The 16436-nt window shown below is 29.4% G+C and carries 13 protein-coding genes; 4 read left to right on the plus strand and 9 right to left on the minus strand.

Annotated elements, in window-relative coordinates:
• Nucleotides 1-200 precede the first annotated feature (200 nt).
• Nucleotides 201-1988: a GGDEF domain-containing protein gene (locus F3K33_RS16805; RefSeq protein ID WP_039769369.1), complete on the minus strand. Its 1788-nt coding sequence runs from the start codon at nt 1986-1988 to the stop codon at nt 201-203.
• Between the two features lie 227 nt (nt 1989-2215).
• On the opposite strand from F3K33_RS16805, the gene F3K33_RS16810 reads away from it, so the two are divergent.
• Nucleotides 2216-2938 (plus strand): hypothetical protein, encoded by a 723-nt coding sequence (locus tag F3K33_RS16810; protein WP_039769366.1) that lies wholly within the window; start codon nt 2216-2218, stop codon nt 2936-2938.
• 524 nt (nt 2939-3462) lie between these two features.
• On the opposite strand, the gene F3K33_RS16815 is transcribed toward F3K33_RS16810, so the two are convergent.
• From F3K33_RS16815 to F3K33_RS16835, 5 genes are all read right to left on the minus strand, one after another.
• Complete coding sequence (locus F3K33_RS16815) at nt 3463-4023, minus strand: class I SAM-dependent methyltransferase (protein ID WP_039769364.1); 561 nt, start codon at nt 4021-4023, stop codon at nt 3463-3465.
• A gap of 197 nt (nt 4024-4220) precedes the next feature.
• Nucleotides 4221-4964, minus strand: coding sequence for a hypothetical protein (locus F3K33_RS16820; protein ID WP_039769363.1), 744 nt, complete (start codon nt 4962-4964; stop codon nt 4221-4223).
• Nucleotides 4965-5133: 169 nt separating this feature from the next.
• Nucleotides 5134-5832, minus strand: coding sequence for an MBL fold metallo-hydrolase (locus F3K33_RS16825; protein WP_039769360.1), 699 nt, complete (start codon nt 5830-5832; stop codon nt 5134-5136).
• A gap of 22 nt (nt 5833-5854) precedes the next feature.
• Nucleotides 5855-7705: an ABC transporter ATP-binding protein gene (locus tag F3K33_RS16830; protein ID WP_039769358.1), complete on the minus strand. Its 1851-nt coding sequence runs from the start codon at nt 7703-7705 to the stop codon at nt 5855-5857.
• A gap of 6 nt (nt 7706-7711) precedes the next feature.
• Nucleotides 7712-9430 (minus strand): ABC transporter ATP-binding protein, encoded by a 1719-nt coding sequence (locus tag F3K33_RS16835; protein WP_039769397.1) that lies wholly within the window; start codon nt 9428-9430, stop codon nt 7712-7714.
• Between the two features lie 241 nt (nt 9431-9671).
• Here F3K33_RS16835 and F3K33_RS16840 point away from each other — a divergent pair, with 241 nt between their 5' ends.
• Nucleotides 9672-9956, plus strand: coding sequence for a hypothetical protein (locus tag F3K33_RS16840; protein WP_039769356.1), 285 nt, complete (start codon nt 9672-9674; stop codon nt 9954-9956).
• A 93-nt stretch (nt 9957-10049) separates the two neighbouring features.
• Here F3K33_RS16840 and F3K33_RS16845 read toward each other — a convergent pair whose 3' ends face one another.
• Nucleotides 10050-11183, minus strand: a complete 1134-nt coding sequence (locus tag F3K33_RS16845; RefSeq protein ID WP_039769354.1) for a deaminase domain-containing protein — start codon at nt 11181-11183, stop codon at nt 10050-10052.
• 373 nt (nt 11184-11556) lie between these two features.
• On the opposite strand from F3K33_RS16845, the gene F3K33_RS16850 reads away from it, so the two are divergent.
• A complete protein-coding gene (locus F3K33_RS16850; protein ID WP_039769352.1) occupies nt 11557-13263 on the plus strand; it encodes a GGDEF domain-containing protein in 1707 nt (568 codons plus the stop codon).
• Nucleotides 13264-13328: 65 nt separating this feature from the next.
• Here the strand turns inward: F3K33_RS16850 and F3K33_RS16855 are convergent, their stop codons facing one another.
• Nucleotides 13329-13694, minus strand: coding sequence for a winged helix-turn-helix transcriptional regulator (locus F3K33_RS16855; RefSeq protein WP_039769350.1), 366 nt, complete (start codon nt 13692-13694; stop codon nt 13329-13331).
• Between the two features lie 120 nt (nt 13695-13814).
• On the opposite strand from F3K33_RS16855, the gene F3K33_RS16860 reads away from it, so the two are divergent.
• Nucleotides 13815-14879, plus strand: a complete 1065-nt coding sequence (locus F3K33_RS16860) for an NADH:flavin oxidoreductase (protein WP_337250450.1) — start codon at nt 13815-13817, stop codon at nt 14877-14879.
• A gap of 225 nt (nt 14880-15104) precedes the next feature.
• On the opposite strand, the gene F3K33_RS16870 is transcribed toward F3K33_RS16860, so the two are convergent.
• Nucleotides 15105-16361 (minus strand): multidrug efflux MFS transporter, encoded by a 1257-nt coding sequence (locus F3K33_RS16870; RefSeq protein ID WP_039769345.1) that lies wholly within the window; start codon nt 16359-16361, stop codon nt 15105-15107.
• Nucleotides 16362-16436: the final 75 nt, after the last annotated feature.

A 16436-nucleotide genomic window follows, 5' to 3' on the forward strand; every position in this document is an offset into this window, starting at 1 on the left:
GAAAATCTGGCAGGCGAATAAGATTTCTTTTTTATTCTTTTTCTATACAAAAACTAATTAAATAGCCTTCTTCATAAGTTATCCACAGATTCTATTACATTATAAATTCCTATAGAATAAAATAATAAAAAATGCTTAATCTTTATATACTAAGCATTTTTTATTTTCTATGAATTACCAATAAAGGTAATAATCTGATTTCAATTAACCGGTTTTATTAAATAGCAACTTCCAAGAATACATTTAACTTCTTTTTTTATTGCGGCTACAGCTACCCCTACTTCTTCTGAATTTGAATAATCATTGAGTTCACCATAAATTCCTGCAATTGAAAGCGAAGTAAGTGGAAATATACCATTTTTTCCATATCTATCTGTAGCCGTAACATATCTATTACTTCTGTCTTTTTCATTAAAAAAATTTAAAATCCCATAATTAAACTTCTTTATAATTTTTTCACACATTTCTTCACATTCTTCAATTGGATTTTCTAAAATACTTACAAAATCGTCTCCTCCTATATGTCCAATAAATCCATTATAGGGGAAAAGCGATTTTATTTCAGCTTGTATTAATTGAGCTGTATATTTAAGAATCCTATCCCCATTTTCAAATCCGTACGTATCATTATAAACTTTAAAATTATCTAGATCTAGATAAAGAATACAACATTTACGTTTTGTTTTAATTATATTCATTATATTATTTTGTATAGCGGTATTACCCGGTAGCTCAGTAAGGGGATTAAGTTGTCTCGCGTAGTTACATTCTAGCATTGTAGTATAATTTAACAAAGATCTTATTGTAACCATTCCACAGTATTTATTATTGTTGGTTACGATAATATAATCATATATATTTTGTGTTTTCCTAGACATTGCTAGCCTTGAAACTTCTGTTACTGGTGTGTTGTAATCTACAACTAAAGGATTTGTATCCATAACTAAAGAAACAGGACGTTTTGTAAAAATTGCAACACCATATTTTGTAGCAAGCGCTGAGTCTAACGTATGTTTCATAATAAGGCCTAATGGTACATCATTATTTACTATACAGGCTCCAGTAATATCGTTAGAATCAAAATATTCTTTAATATCACCACAATAAGTTTTAGGCCCAAACGGACTATCATGTCTAACAATTTCGCCTATACAGCTTGACTGATAGTTATAATACACATTATCCTTGAATTTATTACACCTTACAATTAAATCTCTAATATGATTAGGTATATCTAGAAAAGTTCCTGCTGGACGACTTAGTAAGAAACCTTGTCCTGCATAGACGCCTAAGTTTACTAATGTTCTCAATTCTTCTTCTGTTTCTATCCCCTCAGCAATAAGCTTCATATTTGTTGCTTCCGATAGCTTAACAAAGCATTCTACTAATGATTGTTTAAACGAATCTTCATTTATATTTCTAATTAGATCCATGTCAATTTTTACATAATGTGGCTTTGTTTCATTAAGCATCTTAAGTCCAGAATATCCTGAACCAGTATCATCAATCGCAATTTTATATCCTTGATCTACATAATTGCTAAGAGCCTGTTTAAATCCTTTGTAATCTTCTATACACGTCTTTTCCGTAATCTCAAATATTATACAATCAGGTGACATGTTATGTTCTGCAAGAAATTCTTTAGTAAAACCCTTCTTAAATTTTTCGTCTTTAAAAATATGGGGATCTACATTTATAAAAAGATATTTATTTTTTTCAATATTTGTAGCTCTTTTAATAGCTTTTATTCTACATAATTGTTCTAACTCCCATGTTTTATTATAAACCTGGGCAGCGTTAAATAACTTATCTGGATTTTGCAATGGTGAGTCTATCGGCCCTCTGCTTAACGCCTCATACCCTATGATTTCCCCATCTAAAAGTGAAACAATGGGTTGATAAACTGTAGTTATATTTTTACTATTTAATATATTTTCCAACTCCTCTGCCTCATTATATTTTAAATTATCAACTAATGAATTTAACATATTATAATCTCCCCATATTTCTTCTTATTAGCTATTATAGTAGCTCTTGTAAATATAGTTGAAATATAACATAATCTTATTAAAAGTATTTATAATTTTTGTTAAGTTAATGTAAAAACGTTTATCTAGTCAAAACCAAATTTATTACATAAATTGGAATTAACATATTTTGCTTCCATAAACTTATGATATAATTATTGTAAAGACAATTCTAAGGAGGCATCTTCATGACAAAGGTTAATAAATTACCTACAACAAAACTGTGGAATCCGAAATCATTTATTATATTTTCCGTATTTTTCTCATTTCTACCAGCTGGGATCATGTGTGCTTTGAATTATGGACGATCTGGAAGTCAAAAAAAGAAGTGGATATTTCTTTTAACGAGTATCTTAGTGTTTATAGCACTTATTGCACTGCTGCCTATATTATCAATTAATACTTCTATCATATTTTTCAGTATTAATATAGCTTTAGGAATAATTCTTATGTTCACACAGTTAAAGCTGTATAATGAACATATTCAAAATGGAGGGCAAAGTGCTTCGTATTTATTTCCTATAATCATAGGGATTTTGATTTTTTCATTGTCTGCCGCTTCAATTCTATATTCAATTTACGTACCAAAAAATGCTCTTGATTATGGCGAAAATCACTTATTTTATACTAATAAGATAACAGAATCTCAAGCGAAAAAACTTGGAGATTACTTAAATTCAGAAGGCTACTTTACTCCTAGTTCAAAAGTGGACGTTAAGATTGATAAGCAAGATACACTCTATATTTTATCTCTTGTTGTAGAAGGTGATTATAAAAGTGATACAAGCTATGTAGAACCTATGAAAGCAATATCAAAAGAGATTTCTAAAAATGTTTTTGAAAATAATAAGGTTAGAATAGATTTATGCAATGATAGATTCAGAGTTCTTAATTCCATCAATGTAGATTAAAACTTTCTTATATTACTCTACAATATATAGATAGCCCAACTATAATCTATACTTATGCGTATAACTCGCCGAAATGAGTAACATACTTTTGTTCCAGTTTCTAGGTAATTCTGATTGGTGATTCTAAGGCTATAAAGTTGCACCCAAAGTGCTAGCCTCAAAGAACAAGCGCTCACAGAGAAAGTTCGAAGAACGAAATATAAAATTTCGATTCTCACTTTTTGAACTAGCATACTTGGAACAACTTTTAATCTAAGAATCAAAGCCATCAAATTCCTAATGAAACATTTCACAAAAGCATAATTCTTATTTCTAGTTGGGATATATTTCATAATATAAATCTAACTTATAATTGGGTTATCTATACAATAAAAATAATCTATCTTTAAATTTTATTATAAATTTCAGCAAAAAGAAGACTAGCGTTTATTTGCTAGTCTTCTTTCATATTTATATAATTAAATGAGATTATTGTATGATATTTCATTTCTTCTTGAATATACAAAATAACTCTCCTCTTTCTCCTAGGAATTTATGCATTTCAAAACATAGGCTGGCGGTAAATTAAAGATAACTCTTTCTATATTTATCTTTTTAAAATATCCAGTAATAAATTCTTTTTTCAAAAGAGTATATTGAAATGTTATAAATAATCCATTTCTTTTTAATATATTTCTAGTTTGTCTTAAAATTTTATTTGAAACATTTTTAGGAAGACTAGCAAAAGGCAACCCTGATACAACATAATCTACTCTGCTAATATTATATTTTGCTAAATGTTTATCTACATTTTCAGCGGAATCATTTATTATTATAATATCATCTTCTCCTTTATATTTTTCTTCTAATTGTTTGCAAAATTCTTCATTATATTCAAATAACATTAATAATGTCTCTTTCTTTTTTCTTTTTACAAGCTTGTCCGTAAAAACTCCTGTCCCTGGCCCGTACTCAATTATAACCTCAGAATTTTCAAAATCTATGTCCCCTACCATTTTCTCTGCAAGTTTCTCTGAACTAGGCGCTACAGCCCCTATAGTTCTAGGCGATTTAAAATATTCAATTAAAAATTTTACTAGCTTCATATTAAAAGCCTCCTTGAATTCTTCTCTTTTAGTTAAATTATAGAATTAGTATAAATCTTAAATATTAAAATCTATTTAGTAAAATCTTAAGAATCTTTAAATTTTGTTTTAAATATAAAGAAAGAAGGTATACACTTTAACCCTCTTTTAGACTTTATTTTATATATAATGTGCTTTAATATTGATTTTTGTTCTTTTTAATTAAAATTATTTCTTACTGTATTAATCATTTTCTCCTTATTTTCCTCTAGTTGAACTAACCTATTTACATTAGCCCCAGATGGATGTGGAAAGCCTTTTAATATTTGCTTTTCATTTATAATTTTATTTTCACATAGCTTGTATAATACTTCCTCTACTGACCTGCCTAATGGTACTATAAGAATTTTATCTAAATTATTTAATGCTTTTAATTCATAAATAAAATTCTCATAAATATATTTCATCAAAAATTCACTCCTGATAAGTTTTGGGGTGTGACCTGAATAGTTTTTTCCTTTTATAAAGACTGCATAAGGTATTAATGAAAATGTGTGCAATAAATGATCTTTTTCTTCAAACAATTGGCTGCAATTTTCTATTTTTAGACTCTTATTAAGCTCTATTTTATCTAACATACCAATTAAATTTTTTCTGAGACTACCGCTAAATCTTCCTGCTTTCTTACATTCATACTGAATTTCTTTAATATTATCAGAGTTCTCTAACTCTATTCTTGCAGTAGCAATGGCAGTACTCATTTGCTGGAAGCCTGGAGTTATACCAACAATAAATACTCTTGCGTCTAAATTTATATATTCATTATGAGGCGAATAATATATTTCAAGATCTTCTTTCTTATCAATTAAAAAATCGTTTATCAATAGTTCATTCTTACTGTATTTCTCTTTTACTGGTAATTTTTTAATTTTATCTTTATAATCATATAATGTTTTTTTCATAATCAGCCTCTAACTTCTACATTTATTTTGTTACTTTATATTATCTTCATAATTAAAAAATATTATTAATATATCCTTCACTAATAATTATAAATTTAATGGAAATTTTTTTAATAGAATATAAAAAAGATAGAAGCTTCATAATAAAGCTACTATCTCTATATTCTTCTTAACTATTAGCTAATTTTGCAATCCTCTCATTTAAACTTTTTGTAAATACTCCACCATGATAACAGATAACTGTTTCTATATCATATTTTGTGAGCTTCTTAAGAGATTCCATTGCTTGCTTCATATCAAATGTATATTCTGGATTAGGACCAATTAATTCATTATTTACAACATTCATTGCGTCTCCAGTTACCAATGCCTTATACTTTCTTAGATAGAGACAAATATGTCCCGGAGTATGTCCTGGAGTATAAATTACATCTATTCCTCCACAATAAGGAAGATTCTCTTCATCTTTAACAACCCTATTAACTTTTGTTTTAAGCTGCTTTATGGTTTCTTTCATAGAATCTGGCATTGAACTCAAACGCTCAGGAGTAATTTTTATACCGATTTTATCTCCCTCAATATAAGGTCTTTCTCCACTATGTGCTAACACTTCTATTTCACTTTTAGAATTTTTAACAATACTTGATAAGCTGCCGATATGATCTAAATCGTGATGAGTAATAATTATTTTATTAATTCTGTCGAATGATACACCTGCTTTTTCCACTTCTTCGCGAATATTTTCTATTTGTCCAGGTAATCCTGCATCTATTAAAATAACATTTTTATCATCCCAAATTAGTGTAGCATTCATTCTTCTTTCTTCGTTCCCTAATTCAAGTATATCTAATCCTTCTGCAATTTTCATTTTTCTTCCTCCTAATTAAAATTTACTCCTCAATTAATTTTCCCATTTGACTAATAACCATTTTGTAATACTCACCTTTTTCATTCATAAGACTTTTGTGGTTTCCACTTTCTAATATTTTTCCACCACCAATTACCATAATGCGATCTGCATCTCTAATAGTCGATAATCTGTGTGCTATTAAAAAGCTAGTACGGTTTTTCATTAATCTTAATAATGCATGTTGAATATCTTTTTCGGTCTTTGTATCTACACTGCTAGTTGCTTCGTCCAAAATTAAAATCGGGCTATCACACAGAACTGCTCTAGCAATAGACATTAATTGGCGCTGCCCTTGACTTAAGTTATCTGTAGCTCCAGAAACCAATGTTTGATAACCTTTAGGAAGTTTATCAATAAATTCATGAGCATGAGCTATTTTAGCAGCATTTACAACCTGTTCATCTGTTGCATCTTTTTTAGAATAACGAATATTATCCATAATCGTTCCAGTGAAAAGACAAGTATCTTGAAGCACAACAGAGAAGCATTTCCTAAGACTATTTCTTTTTATATTCGTAATCGGCTCATCATCAATGAATATATTTCCACTGTCTGCATCATAAAATCGAGTAAGAAGATTCACAATAGTAGTTTTTCCTGCTCCAGTCTCTCCTACTAGCGCAACTGTTTCTCCTGCTTTAACTTTAAAACTCACATTCTTTAATATAGGTATAGACTTATCATATGAAAAACATACATTTTCAAAGGTTACATTACCATTGGGTTGTTTTATCTCAATTGCATCTTTAAAATCTGCACTTTCTTCTTCATTATCTAAAATCTCAAAAACACGTTCTGCCCCAGCAAGTGCTGATTGAATTGTATTAAACATACCTGCTACAGAATTTAATGGCTGTGAAAATTGTTTTGAATAGCTTAAAAAACTAACTACAGTTCCAACAGCTACACCATATCCTACGGATAGCATACCACCAACGATTGCAACAACTGCAAAAATAAAGTTATTAATAACATTCATAAGAGGCATCATATACCCAGACCATATCTGTGCTTTATTGCTGCTTTCATATAGATTTTCGTTTATCTCTTCAAATTGCTTTAGGACATCCTCCTGTTTATTAAAAGCCTTTACCATCTTTAGTCCTAATATATTTTCCTCAATTACTCCATTAAGTGAGCCTAAATTTCTTTGCTGAGCTAAGAAATATTTGCGGCTATGCGTTGCAATTACACGTGTTAAAAGTATAACTAGAGGTATACATAATAAAACAACTAGTGTAAGGGGAACATTTAACACTATCATAACCATAAAAGATCCAACTAAAGTTAAAATACTTGATATTAACTGTGTAGTTGTTTGTGCAATTGTAGAGCTAATATTGTCTACATCATTTGTGATTCTACTCATTGTATCTCCATGGGAACGTGTATCATAAAATTTCAAAGGAAGCCTCTGCATCTTTTCAAAAAACTCTGCACGTATTACAAAAACAAGTTTTTGTGAAACTTTAAGCATAATAACACCATTTATCCATGAAATAAGACAATTAACTCCATACAAAACTGCAATTATAGTTAAAAATAATATAAGAGTCGATTTATCTACAGTTCTTGTTGCTATTCTAAATGTATCAAAAGTCTTTCCTACAAAATAAGGAATCCCAACAGAAATTGCTGATGAAAAAGCTGTAAAAATCATAGCTAGAAAGATCGTCTTAGCAAAACGCATGTATATTTTAATAATACGCACTAATGTGTCTCTAGCATTTTTAGCTTTTTGTGTAGGTGCAAAGCGATTTCCGCCTCCACCCACACGTCTCCCACTAATAGAAGGTACTTTTACTTCAGTTTTAGAAAATTGTTGTGTCATAATATCCTATACCTCCTTGCTGCTCTCTATTTGCGTTTTATAAATATCTCTATATACTTCACAGCTTTGCATTAATTCATCATGAGTTCCATATCCAACCTTAGATCCATTATCCATAACCAAAATTCTGTCTGCAAACATCGCTGTTCCACAACGTTGAGTGATTGTAATCACAGTTTGATTACTTGTTTTTGAACTTAAGTTTTCTCTAACCTTTGCTTCTGTTACTGAATCTAATGCACTTGTTGCATCATCTAATATAATTACAGACGAATCCCTAAGTATTCCACGAGCTATAGAAATACGTTGCTTTTGGCCACCCGAAAGATTAACTCCAGCACTCCCTAACATACTTTCATATCCATCTTTCATATTATTTATAAAACCTGCTTGTGCCTTTTCAGAAGCCTCATGAACCATCACATTGCTCGCTTCCCTTTTACCCCATCTAATATTTTCAGCAACAGAACCAGAAAAAAGCATTGGTTTCTGCGGCACTATAGCAATGCTATTTCGTACAGAATCAACATTTAATTCTTTAACATCGTAGCCGTCAATTAAAATTTTTCCCTTGCTCACATCATAAAATCGCAAAAGAAGCCATGCAATAGTAGATTTCCCGCTGCCTGTTGGACCAATTATAGCTAAACTTTGTCCACTTCTAATAGAAAACGATAGATTATTTAAAGCAGGTACACCACTACCATTTGGATATGCAAATTTAACATCTCTAAATTCAATATTACCATTTAATTCTTTCATTTCACCATCATGAGAAAAATCTCCATCACAATCAACTATTTCTTTAATACGAGCAGTAGAAGCCTTGGTTCTTACAAATGTATTGAATATATTGGTTATCATAATTAATGAGGTAAGAATTTGTGCCATATAAATTACAAACGCTGATATATCTCCTGGATTTGCAAGGTTTGCTGAAAAGAGACTGCTACCTGCTGAAATTACAATTATTGTTCCAATTCCAACAGTAAGAGTTATAAGTGGTGACACAAATGTAATAACACTTTGAGATGATATTCCTTTTTCCATTAAGTTTGTATTTGCATTTTCAAACTTACTACTTTCCTTATCATATGTTCCAAAGGCCTTTACTAAGCGTACACCTATAAGATATTCCTGAACAACTGAATTTACTTTATCCATCGCCTTTTGTAATTCATAAAAACGCGGATAACTTAACTTCATACTAATAATAATAAGTATCGACACAATCGCAACAACACCATATATAATAAGGCTCAACCTAAAATTAAGCAGTGTTGCAAGCACAATACTACCTATGCATGTAATCGGAGCCTTTAAAAAAATTCTCATAATTCCATTAACGAACAATATAACCTGTGCCGTATCATTTGTCATACGTGTAATTAGAGATCCACTTTCAATCTTATCTGTGCTTAATTCTGAAAAATAAACAATCTTTTCAAATAAGTCATACCTAAGATCTGCTCCCATTCTTTGAGATACCTTACTTGCTAAAATATTTCTTGTAACTGCGAAAACAGCTCCAATTGCAGTTACTATAAGCATAAGCATTCCCCAGTAATAAACTTTAGAAAGTGATCCTTGCTCAATTCCTGTATTAATTATGTTAGACATAAGTGTTGGACCAAGCAAATCACAAATTGCTTCAGATGCAACACAAAAAACAGCTATCCCAAATGGAATTTTATACTTATTAAAATATTTGCTGTATAAGTTCATATCCTTTATTCCTTTCCTTTGTTTAAATGCTAATTCCCATACCATATTATACATCATTTTTGCATACAGAATGCAATAAATATTTCCAGCTGCTTATAAAACTAAATCTTCCACGTATTAATAAGTTTACTTTTCTCAATAATAACTATATAACTTATCTTTAAGTTATTAAAATTTTTATTTAGAGTATTTTAATATACTATAAATAAATTTTTAGATTATTATGTTAGGAGTGATTTCAATGAGAAAAGGAAAAACACTAGATGATCAAACACCAAGTGTCTATGATACTGAAAAAATTATTGATATCCATTCATCTGAGGACGATCCATCCCTTGATTCAGAAAAAGTAAGATACGCTAACAGTCATGCTTCACGTTCAAAATATACTCATGGTTCAAGCGACGTAAGCCCTGTTAATACAAGCAACCCAGATTCTACCGAAAGAATTCCCACATCAGTTAGATATTCTGATTCTGACATACATAAAGATGATGATGAATTTGACTATCAAGGCGAAATATAAATTCTTTATATAAATCTTTATAAATTAAAACCAGCGACAGTATATTTATGTATTGCCACTGGTTTCATCTTTCTTTTTTTAACGAGATGGATGTTATTCACCATACTTCTTATGATATTTCACTTGAACTTTTATATTGGGATGCTTTTTGCAAAACTGGCTAATTACAAAGCAGCAACTTGGACAAGGCTCCCATTTGCTATATAAAGTTAAGTTTCCCTCATCTTTCAATACTTTTGCTTCTATCTGTTTATGTATTTCTTCAATTATCTTTTTTTCACTATCATTGATTCTGTCATATCCAATTCCAAACTCACCCAATTTGTTAACTTTATTACTTTTAAAAAATGATTCATCTTTCGTTGGTGCATGACAATAATCCTTTATATTATTACTTCCGCTTATCGCCTTAAATTCTTTATTATCATATACTGCCACTGCAATATTTATAGAATCCTGTAATGTTTTACTTTGATTTATTTTAAATACTGATCTTTCTTCTTCATCGGCTTTCATATACTTATTAATATTCTTTATTAATCGCTGCATTCTCGGTATATTATTACTTAGATGTTGATGATATTCAACAGTGCCTTTTTGTGGCGTTATATAGTGATAATCTATTTGCTTTGGAATTTCTATAGATATTGTTTTAACTTTAGTATTAACATTATAACTTTCTTTTACTCTTTCTTCTTTAATAAGAAGCATTTTCTTCAAAAGCTCAATATCCTTTGAATATAAATAATCATTATCTAATTCTTTTTCCAAAATTTCTAATTTCTCTTTTTCTTTTTCACTTACTATTCTGGATACTCTTTTTTTAACTTCTTTTATGTCAATCAGCATATCTTTAACATCATCTCTAGATACTGCATCTCGCTCATATTCAATCCTATTTATATTTAATATTTTTATTGAATTTATTTTTTTCCATAATCTATCATGTTCATATTCAAATAGTATTATTTTTTTCATGTAATTAATTAAATCACTAACATCATCTGCTCTGTAAGTGGCCTGCGCCTTACCAATACATTTATATAATTCCTCTATGAGACTATTCTCTACTTTAAAAGCCTTGGCAACTTCTATTTTAAATTTCTCTTCATCAAAGTAATTTATTTTATAGCCTTCTTTTTTCAATGCATCTTTAAAATCATTTAAATTATTAATCTTTATTCGTTCTTTTTTTCTTTTATTTGAAATTATGTTTATTTTAGTCATACTTCCCTCTTATGTTTTATGCTTATCTAAATATATTACTGATTTTAACTCTTTAACAATTTAATCATTATATCATAAATTTTAAAATGATTATAATCAAATACCGATACGATTTAAAAATAATCATAAGATTATAAACATAAAAATATCATGTAAAATTTATATGGTATAATAATACTTATCGTGAATTATAATGCAATTAATCATACTTTTGTTATAAACAATTTAGCTTTAATTATAGAAAAAAGTAGCTTAATAATGCACTAAAATAAAGAACATAGTAGAAACATATAAAATAAAATATATTAAATCTAATAAATATTTTCAGGAATATAAGTTCATTAATCTAAAAACATTAATATGGGGTGGCAGTATGTTAAAAAATATATCAATAAAATTAAAGGAGGTAAATTTTGTAGCTCTAACGGGCATCATTATTATTTCAATTATACTATTAATAAATTTTGTAAAGGTTCTAAAATATAGTTATTTTGAACTTATTGATGATGATAAATATATAAACTTATCAAACAATGTAGAATACTTCATCCCCAAAGATAATCAATATGCAGAAATAAACCAAGTAGCAGATAATAGTTATATTAAATTTGAAAAAAACAATTCTAAAAATATCTACTTTCCTGAAGATGTTCAAAAAGTCTGGCTTAAACTAAGATTACAAGGTAAACAAGCTAGCACTGATAATATAATGTACATTGATTGTGAATTCATTGAAAATATTCAATTTTATATTCCAACTACTGATGGCAAGTATGTAACTAAAAAGCCTAATGAATACTTTATTTTTCCATATATTAATCTACCTGAAAATATTGATTTTAATAGAGATATCTATATAAATTCAACTTGGGATTCAAATGTATTTAATTTACTTCTAGCAAAAGACAGTAACTTTTATATTATTCAAAACTTGTTAGCATGTTTTTATATCGGTAATTTGGGTGTACTCCTAGGAATGCTTATTATGAATATGATTCTATTCTTTTCATCAAAAGATAAGAAGTATTTATTTCATTCACTTTTTACAGGATCACTGCTTTCACTACTATATTGCTTATCTGGAATGCAAAAGTTAATTCTAGGATTTAATAGTAATAACAGGCTTATAGCATTAGCTGCAATGGCCGCTTCAACCTGGGTTTTATTTATCTATTCATACTTAGATATAAAAAATAACATGCCCATATTAAATAATTTTTTTAAACTTTCAATACTTTTTCTCGTACTTTCTCTATATATATCTGAAATTATTCCTGACGGATTTACTTATGATATTTTATATTTGCAGATGATCCTAGTAGGGTTATATATTCTTATTTCAATATATTCTTATTTTAAATTTGGTATGGGATCTATATATTACTTGGTTGGCATATTTATACTATTTACTGGCTTTATCATATATATTTTAGGTTCTTACGGTTTACTAGAATGGAATATTTTTGCTTTTAGTACATGCTATCCTGCTGCCTCCATTGAAACATTATTATTTACCATCGGAATTATAAAACAAATAAAACATGAAAAAGAAGTTAATACTAAGCTTCAATTAGAAGTTATAACAGATAAACTTACAAATATATATAATAGGCGCTATTTTGAAGAAACAGTTGTAAATAAAATTCTTCAACTCGAAAAAGAAAAGAGTCTTGTATCAATGTTGGTTCTTGATATTGATCACTTTAAAAAAGTTAATGATACCTATGGACATAGTACTGGAGACCTAGTTTTATCTGAAACAGCTATGATTATTAAACAGTGCCTTAGAAAAGAAGACATTCTTGTTAGATGGGGTGGAGAAGAATTTGTTGCAGTACTCCCCTTCACAGATTCAAAAGAAAGTACTATAATTGCTGAAACAATAAGATTATCCATAGAAAATCATAAATTCAAATTTGTAAATAAAATAACTGTTAGCATAGGCATAGCCGAAAAAGATGTAGTTGAGGATTTTCATAGCTGGTTTAGGCGTGCTGACAATGCCTTATATAATGCAAAAGAGAATGGTAGAAATACTGTTTGCATTTGTTATACAAATGAAATAAGAAATAATTCCTAACATCAAAATTACTACGAAACTATAATCATATTTAGAGTTTAAACATTCATCACGTCTAGACTCTTTTATTTTGTTTTATTTTTAGCTTCATATTCTGGCCATACCCTTTTTCCCCATTCATTAATGATTGCTAATGCGGGAAGTAAATCATTACAGTCATCAGTCAAAGAATATTCTACATGCGGTGGAATCTTATTATATTCTGTTCTTTTTATAAGTCCATGTTCTTCTAATGCTTGCAGAGATCGAGTCAGCATAATATTAGTTATACCAGGTATGCTTCTTTTAAGTTCATTATACCTAATGCTCTTTGAACCTGATATCTCCCATATAATAGGTAGCCTCCACTTACCTCCTATAATTTCAAGTGCGTGAAGAACAGGACATGCTTTAGAATACTTGTTTTTCGTTTTTTCTGTTTCACCTTTCATAAGTAATCCCCCTTAAAACTAAGGCACAAAAATGTGCGTACTTGTTATTATGTTTCCTATTAAATTATAATATTAACATACCAGACAAATGGTAATATGTAAATAAGTCAAAATGGGAGTGTGGATATTTTGAAAAAGTTATTCTCAGAATTTAGTATTAAAAATATAGAAATAAAAAACCGCATATGCGTACCTCCAATGGTTGTAGGTTTAGCCAAAGATGGATATGTAACAGCAGAAAATTTAGACCGTTATAAGGAATTAGCTAAAGGCGGTCCAGGACTTATAATACAAGAAGCTACATGTATTAATAAAGATGGAAGATTATCAGAAAAGCAAATTGGAATTTGGGAAGATAACCAAATTGAAGGATTAAAAAACATAGTTAATGCAGTTCATGAAGAAGGATGTAAAATATTTATTCAAATTCATCATGCTGGAGTTACAGGAATCTCTAAATCTCCTCTATGTCCAAGTCCATATGAATATAAAGGTTTTGCCGGAACAGTTATTGGACGTGAAATGACTAAAGAAGATATAGAATCAATACAAAAAGACTATATTGAAGCTGTAAGAAGATCTTACGAAGCTGGATATGATGGCGTTGAGCTACACGGATGTCATGGTTATTTAATAAGTCAATTTTTAAATAAGAATGTTAATAAAAGAACTGATGAATATGGCACTAACCCAGAAAGATTTGTACTAGAAATACTAGAAGGAATTAGAAAAGTAACTCCAGAAGAATTTGTTGTAGGAATTCGTCTAGGCGGATTTGAACCATCAATAGAAGATGGAGTAAGTTATGCTAAAATATTAGATAAGAGTGGAATAGATTTTCTTGATATTTCTTATGGATTCTTTAATGAACAAGAAATTAATGTAAACAAAGATTATAAGTATTCCAATGCTGTTTATGCTGCTGAGAAGATCAAGCAAGAAGTATCAATTCCAGTATTTGCAGTTAATGGAATTAACTCAGCCGAAATTGCAGAAGAAATATTAGATGAAACAAATGTAGATATCGTTGATATTGGTAAAGGGATTCTTATAAATCCTAATTGGGCAAACCATGCTATGGATGGAAAAGATACTGGAAAATGTTTAAATTGTGCAAAGTGCATGTGGTTTGGTCAATCTGAAGTGTGTCCTGGAAAAGTTATATTCGATAAGAATAATAAATAAAATGTTTTCTAAACTGTAAATTTAATTACAGTAAAAAAGATACAATGCTTATGTATTATATGCATTGTATCTTTTTCGCTACTTTTTGTTTTTAATTATTTTAATGCTGAAATTACTTCTTCGCTTGTTCTAATACTTCCAATCCTAGGAAGTGAAAGTTCTCTATTTACGATTCCATTTTACAAATCTATAAGAACTAATGCAGTTTTTTCTATATTAATAAATTTATTTTCCACTGACTTGAAGTTTTCCATTTCTTATCCCCTTTTCATACTTCTCCATTCTATGATTATTATTTATATTAAGTTTATTATACACTTTAAAATATACTAGCACTGCATTAATTAATAACAATGCACTCGTTACAAAAAATACGCATTTTATTCCTAAATATCCTGCGATTTGTCCTCCTAGAACTGATCCTGCAAATACACCTAGATATCCTGCTGCCATACTAAAACCAAATACTCTACCTGTAAGAGCGGATGGTGTAATTTTCTTAACCAATATATTAACAGAAGGGTTAAGACCACCAACTGTGAGTCCTAGTAAAAATCTAAGTCCCATAAGTTCCCAAGTGTTCGTTACAAATGCTTGAGGTATGAATATTATTCCAGCTATTACGAGACATATTAGCATAACTTTATGTGCTCCTATTTTATCAGAGAGCCTTCCAAGCCTTGGAGCTGCAATTATATTAGCAAAACCTGATGCAGAAAAAGTTATTCCCGCTATTAATGCAATATGACTCGCTTCCTTAGATAGTTGAGTAACATAAACTGTTACTATTGGCTCTACCGAATACATTGCTACAGATAATATAAAAAAAGTTATAAATAAAGTAATGGTTAATCCTTTTTCTGGAACTGTATTCCAAACTTCTTTGAAACTTAAAACTTTATTATCTTCACGACTAAAAGATTCCCTTACAAATAATACTGTAGTAATAAATGCAATGAGCATAAGCCCGCCTGTTATAAAAAATACATTTTGCAAACCAAAAGTCTCTCCTACAAATCCTCCAATTGTAGGTCCAAGTAAGGAACCTGCAATATTTGCTGTTGAAATAGTTCCTAGAGCATATCCTGCATGTTCTTTATCTGTTTGAGTTGCAATTAAGGTAGTACAGGCTGTGCTATATCCTGTGATAGCTCCTTGTAATAACCTAAGAGCTATTAATACATATACATTAGGTGCAAATCCCATGCAGCTTATAACTATAGCCATACCAAGACTTGCTCTAAGCAACATTGGTTTTCGCCCAAATTTGTCAGCAGCATGTCCCCAAATGGGTGAAAAAATAGCTGAGATAATAAACGTACTACCAAAAGCAATTCCAGAAAGCCTCTCTATCGAAGCCGAATCCTGAATTCCTAAATGCTGTATATATAGTGGTAATACTGGTGCTATCTGACTCATGCCTATTCCTGTCACGAACATTCCGAACCAACAAACTTTTAAATTTCTTTTCCACATTTCCATAATAAATTTATTCCTTCTTACTAATTAGTTTTGTTATTCCAATACAATAACTTGTATATTGTCTTCTAAATATAA

The sequence above is a fragment of the Clostridium beijerinckii genome (genome assembly GCF_008705175.1).
In the GTDB taxonomy this organism is placed as follows: Bacteria; Bacillota; Clostridia; order Clostridiales; family Clostridiaceae; genus Clostridium; species Clostridium beijerinckii.

Coding starts and splice junctions, on each gene's coding strand:
- F3K33_RS16805 (WP_039769369.1), bottom strand. CDS start 1,988: ATGTTAAATTCATTAGTTGATAATTTAAAATATAATGAGGCAGAGGAG.
- F3K33_RS16810 (WP_039769366.1), top strand. CDS start 2,216: ATGACAAAGGTTAATAAATTACCTACAACAAAACTGTGGAATCCGAAA.
- F3K33_RS16815 (WP_039769364.1), bottom strand. CDS start 4,023: ATGAAGCTAGTAAAATTTTTAATTGAATATTTTAAATCGCCTAGAACT.
- F3K33_RS16820 (WP_039769363.1), bottom strand. CDS start 4,964: ATGAAAAAAACATTATATGATTATAAAGATAAAATTAAAAAATTACCA.
- F3K33_RS16825 (WP_039769360.1), bottom strand. CDS start 5,832: ATGAAAATTGCAGAAGGATTAGATATACTTGAATTAGGGAACGAAGAA.
- F3K33_RS16830 (WP_039769358.1), bottom strand. CDS start 7,705: ATGACACAACAATTTTCTAAAACTGAAGTAAAAGTACCTTCTATTAGT.
- F3K33_RS16835 (WP_039769397.1), bottom strand. CDS start 9,430: ATGAACTTATACAGCAAATATTTTAATAAGTATAAAATTCCATTTGGG.
- F3K33_RS16840 (WP_039769356.1), top strand. CDS start 9,672: ATGAGAAAAGGAAAAACACTAGATGATCAAACACCAAGTGTCTATGAT.
- F3K33_RS16845 (WP_039769354.1), bottom strand. CDS start 11,183: ATGACTAAAATAAACATAATTTCAAATAAAAGAAAAAAAGAACGAATA.
- F3K33_RS16850 (WP_039769352.1), top strand. CDS start 11,557: ATGTTAAAAAATATATCAATAAAATTAAAGGAGGTAAATTTTGTAGCT.
- F3K33_RS16855 (WP_039769350.1), bottom strand. CDS start 13,694: ATGAAAGGTGAAACAGAAAAAACGAAAAACAAGTATTCTAAAGCATGT.
- F3K33_RS16870 (WP_039769345.1), bottom strand. CDS start 16,361: ATGGAAATGTGGAAAAGAAATTTAAAAGTTTGTTGGTTCGGAATGTTC.